The 3,806-nt window shown below is 46.7% G+C and carries 9 protein-coding genes; all 9 read left to right on the top strand.

Annotated elements, in window-relative coordinates; genetic code table 11:
* The first annotated feature begins 22 nt into the window (after positions 1-22).
* The 9 genes from rplX to rplO are packed head-to-tail and all read left to right on the top strand — an operon-like array spanning position 23 to position 3,778.
* Positions 23-334 carry a 50S ribosomal protein L24 gene (gene rplX, locus F8N00_RS16950; RefSeq protein ID WP_012369020.1) on the top strand — a complete coding sequence of 104 codons (312 nt, stop codon included), beginning with the start codon at positions 23-25 and terminating at the stop codon, positions 332-334.
* Positions 335-365: 31 nt separating this feature from the next.
* Positions 366-905 (top strand): 50S ribosomal protein L5, encoded by a 540-nt coding sequence (gene rplE, locus F8N00_RS16945; protein ID WP_023466635.1) that lies wholly within the window; start codon positions 366-368, stop codon positions 903-905.
* A 14-nt stretch (positions 906-919) separates the two neighbouring features.
* On the top strand, positions 920-1,189 hold the full coding sequence (gene rpsN / locus F8N00_RS16940) for a 30S ribosomal protein S14 (protein WP_023466636.1): 270 nt from the start codon (positions 920-922) through the stop codon (positions 1,187-1,189).
* Positions 1,190-1,220: 31 nt separating this feature from the next.
* A complete protein-coding gene (gene rpsH, locus F8N00_RS16935; RefSeq protein ID WP_012369023.1) occupies positions 1,221-1,619 on the top strand; it encodes a 30S ribosomal protein S8 in 399 nt (132 codons plus the stop codon).
* 31 nt (positions 1,620-1,650) lie between these two features.
* Entirely contained in the window at positions 1,651-2,187 is a 537-nt protein-coding gene (gene rplF / locus F8N00_RS16930) for a 50S ribosomal protein L6 (protein WP_023466637.1), read from the top strand.
* A 37-nt stretch (positions 2,188-2,224) separates the two neighbouring features.
* Positions 2,225-2,575, top strand: a complete 351-nt coding sequence (gene rplR / locus F8N00_RS16925; protein ID WP_023466638.1) for a 50S ribosomal protein L18 — start codon at positions 2,225-2,227, stop codon at positions 2,573-2,575.
* A gap of 22 nt (positions 2,576-2,597) precedes the next feature.
* Entirely contained in the window at positions 2,598-3,098 is a 501-nt protein-coding gene (gene rpsE, locus F8N00_RS16920; protein WP_023466639.1) for a 30S ribosomal protein S5, read from the top strand.
* Positions 3,099-3,116: 18 nt separating this feature from the next.
* Positions 3,117-3,302, top strand: coding sequence for a 50S ribosomal protein L30 (gene rpmD / locus F8N00_RS16915; protein ID WP_023466640.1), 186 nt, complete (start codon positions 3,117-3,119; stop codon positions 3,300-3,302).
* A 35-nt stretch (positions 3,303-3,337) separates the two neighbouring features.
* On the top strand, positions 3,338-3,778 hold the full coding sequence (gene rplO / locus F8N00_RS16910; protein ID WP_035399353.1) for a 50S ribosomal protein L15: 441 nt from the start codon (positions 3,338-3,340) through the stop codon (positions 3,776-3,778).
* The last annotated feature ends 28 nt before the right edge of the window (positions 3,779-3,806 follow it).

Below are 3,806 nucleotides of genomic sequence, written 5' to 3'. Positions count from 1 at the left end.
CCTACAAGGAGGTGCTCTAACGATGCATGTCAAAAAAGGTGATAAAGTTCAGGTTATGACTGGTAAAGACAAAGGCAAACAAGGCGTTGTCCTTACAGCTATGCCTAAAAAAGATCGCGTAATCGTCGAAGGCGTTAACATGATCAAAAAACACTCAAAACCTTCTCAACTCAACCCGCAAGGCGGAATTGTCGAGAAAGAAGCACCGATTCACGTATCGAACGTTATGCTCATCGACCCTAAGACAGGTAACCCAACACGCGTTGGTTTCACTGTGGTTGACGGCAAGAAAGTACGTATCGCTAAAAAATCGGGCGAAGCTTTAGATAAATAAGAAGATTTAAAGAAAGGAGGTCCACTTTCTGATGAACCGTTTAAAAGCTAAATACCAAGACGAAATCGTCAAAGTAATGATGGAGAAATTCAATTACAGTTCTGTAATGCAAGCGCCGAAAGTCGATAAAATCGTAATCAACATGGGTGTTGGTGACGCTGTTACGAACTCTAAGGCACTTGACATGGCAGTTGAAGAGCTTCAGCTCCTCACTGGTCAGAAACCACTCATCACGAAAGCTAAGAAATCAATCGCTGGTTTCAAACTTCGTGAAGGTATGCCAATCGGTGCGAAGGTTACACTTCGTGGCGAGCGCATGTACGAATTCCTCGACAAGTTGATCAACGTGTCACTTCCACGTGTACGTGACTTCCGTGGCGTATCGAAAAAATCTTTCGATGGCCGTGGTAACTACACGCTAGGCGTGAAGGAACAATTGATCTTCCCAGAGATCGACTACGATCGCGTATCGAAAGTCCGTGGTATGGACATCGTTATCGTAACTACTGCTAACACGGATGAAGAGTCACGTGAGCTTCTCACTGCACTCGGCATGCCATTCCAAAAATAAGGGAGGTCGACAACATGGCTAAGAAATCAATGATCGCACGTGAAGTAAAACGCCAAGCACTCGTTGAGCGCTACGCTGAAAAACGCGCAGAATTGAAAGCACAAGGCGACTACATCGGCTTGAGCAAACTCCCACGTAACTCTTCAGCGGTTCGTTTACACAACCGTTGTAGTATCACTGGCCGTCCACACGGTTACATTGGTAAATTCGGTATCAGCCGTATTAAGTTCCGTGATCTTGCTCATAAAGGTCAAATCCCTGGTGTTAAAAAAGCAAGCTGGTAATTCATTAAAGTTGTGAAAGGAGGTACATCGCATGGTTATGACAGATCCGATTGCAGATATGCTTACACGCATTCGTAATGCAAACATGGTTCGCCATGAGAAGTTGGAAATGCCAGCTTCTACAATCAAACGTGAAGTCGCTGAAATCCTCAAACGTGAAGGTTTCATCCGCGATGTTGAATATCTCGAGGACAGCAAACAAGGTACGCTCCGCGTATTCCTTAAATACGGCGCAAGCAACGAGCGCGTTATCACTGGACTCAAACGTATCTCGAAACCAGGTCTTCGCGTTTACGCGAAAGCTGATGAAATCCCGAAAGTACTCGGTGGTCTCGGAATCGCTATCGTTTCAACATCTAAAGGTGTAATGACTGATAAAGAAGCTCGCCAACAAAAAGTCGGCGGCGAAGTGATCGCATACATCTGGTAATACACGCATAAAAAGAACGGAGGTGTCTTAAATGTCACGTATTGGTAAAAAGCCAGTCGTCATCCCAGCAGGCGTTACAGTAACAGTTGAAAACAACACGGTTACGGTAAAAGGTCCTAAAGGGGAACTCTCACGCGAGTTCAGCCCAGCTATGGCGATCAACGTAGAAGGTAATGAATTGACTGTCACTCGTCCGAACGACGAGAAAGCAAGCCGTACGATCCACGGAACGACTCGTGCGCTTATCGCGAACATGGTCGAAGGTGTAAGCAACGGTTTCGCTAAGACACTCGATATCCAAGGTGTTGGTTACCGTGCACAAAAGCAAGGTAACAAAATCGTACTCAACCTCGGTTACTCACACCCAATCGAGTACACTCCGGAACAAGGCATCGAAGTCGAAGTTCCTACGAATACGCAACTCATCGTTCGCGGAATCAGCAAAGAACGTGTTGGTCACGTCGCTGCATTGATCCGTTCGTACCGTCAACCTGAGCCGTACAAAGGTAAAGGTATTCGCTACAGTGATGAAGTCGTTCGTCGTAAAGAAGGTAAAACAGGTAAGTAATTCGCGAATGCGAATTGACCGGAAAGGAGTGGCATAAATGATCTCAAAGGCAGATAAAAACGCTACGCGTAAAAAACGTCATGGTCGTGTCCGTCGTACAATCATCGGGACTGCAACACGTCCACGTATGAACGTATTCCGTTCGAACAAGAACATTTACGTACAAGTCATTGACGATGCAACACATGCAACACTCGCATCTGCATCATCACTCGACCTTGAAAAAGGCAACACGACTGACGCTGCGGCAGCAGTTGGTAAGCTCGCAGCTGAGCGCGCTCTTGAAAAAGGTATCGAAACAGTCGTTTTCGACCGTGGAGGATATCTCTATCATGGACGTATCAAAGCTGTAGCTGAAGCAGCTCGTGAAGCTGGTCTCAAATTCTAATAGAAAAGGAGGGAACCTCTACATGCGCCAGTTAGAAATTAACATGGATCAACTCGAAGAACGCGTTGTTACCGTAAACCGCGTCGCGAAAGTAGTAAAAGGTGGCCGTCGCTTCCGTTTTGCTGCCCTCGTCGTCGTTGGTGACAAGAATGGTCACGTAGGTTTCGGTACGGGTAAAGCTCAGGAAGTGCCTGAAGCGATCCGTAAAGCAATCGAAGATGCTAAGAAAAACATGGTTAACGTTCCAATCGTTAACACAACAATTCCACACGAAGTCAACGGTGTATTCGGTGCAGGTCACGTCTTCTTGAAGCCTGCTTCTGAAGGTACTGGAGTCATCGCTGGTGGTCCAGTTCGTGCGGTTCTCGAATTAGCGGGAATCAACGACATTCTTTCAAAATCACTTGGATCAAGCACTCCAATCAACATGGTTCGTGCGACTGTCGAAGGTCTCACATCACTCAAACGTGCTGAAGAAGTTGCGAAACTCCGCGGTAAAACCGTCGAAGAACTTCGCGGTTAAGAAAGGGAGGGAAAACAGATGGCGAAACTCGCAGTTACCCTCACACGCAGCATGATCGGTCGTCCGGAGAACCAACGCGTTACTACTCGTACGCTTGGTCTCCGTAAGATGCACCAGACTGTTGTCGTACCTGACAACGCTGCTATGCGTGGGATGATTAACCACGTGTCACACTTAGTGACAGTAAAAGAAATTCAAGAGTAATAGTTCGATATAATTTTATGAGGAGGTGCCCCACTATGAAACTCCATGAATTGAAACCAGCTGCTGGTTCACGTTCAGAACGCAACCGTGTAGGTCGCGGTATGTCTTCTGGTAACGGTAAGACTTCTGGCCGTGGTCACAAAGGTCAAAAAGCTCGTTCAGGCGGTGGTGTTCGTCCAGGTTTCGAAGGTGGACAAAACCCACTTTACCGTCGTTTACCAAAACGCGGCTTCAACAACCCAACTCGTAAAGAGTTCGCGGTCATTAACCTTGACACACTCAACCGTTTTGAAGAAGGAACTGAAGTCACTCCAGAACTTCTTGTCGAGACTCGTGCAGTCAAAGGCATGAAAGACGGCGTGAAAATTCTTTCTAACGGTAAGATCGAAAAGAAACTAACAGTCAAAGCTCATAAGTTCTCCGACGCTGCGAAGCAAGCAATCGAAGCTGCCGGCGGTACGGTTGAGGTGATCTAATGTTTCAAGCGATCTCCAATATGTGGCG

This window comes from Exiguobacterium sp. A1_3_1 (genome assembly GCF_048985645.1).
Taxonomy (GTDB): Bacteria; Bacillota; Bacilli; order Exiguobacteriales; family Exiguobacteriaceae; genus Exiguobacterium_A; species Exiguobacterium_A indicum.
Note: the sequence above shows the minus strand (reverse complement) of the source record. Positions and strands in the feature narration are given on the sequence as shown.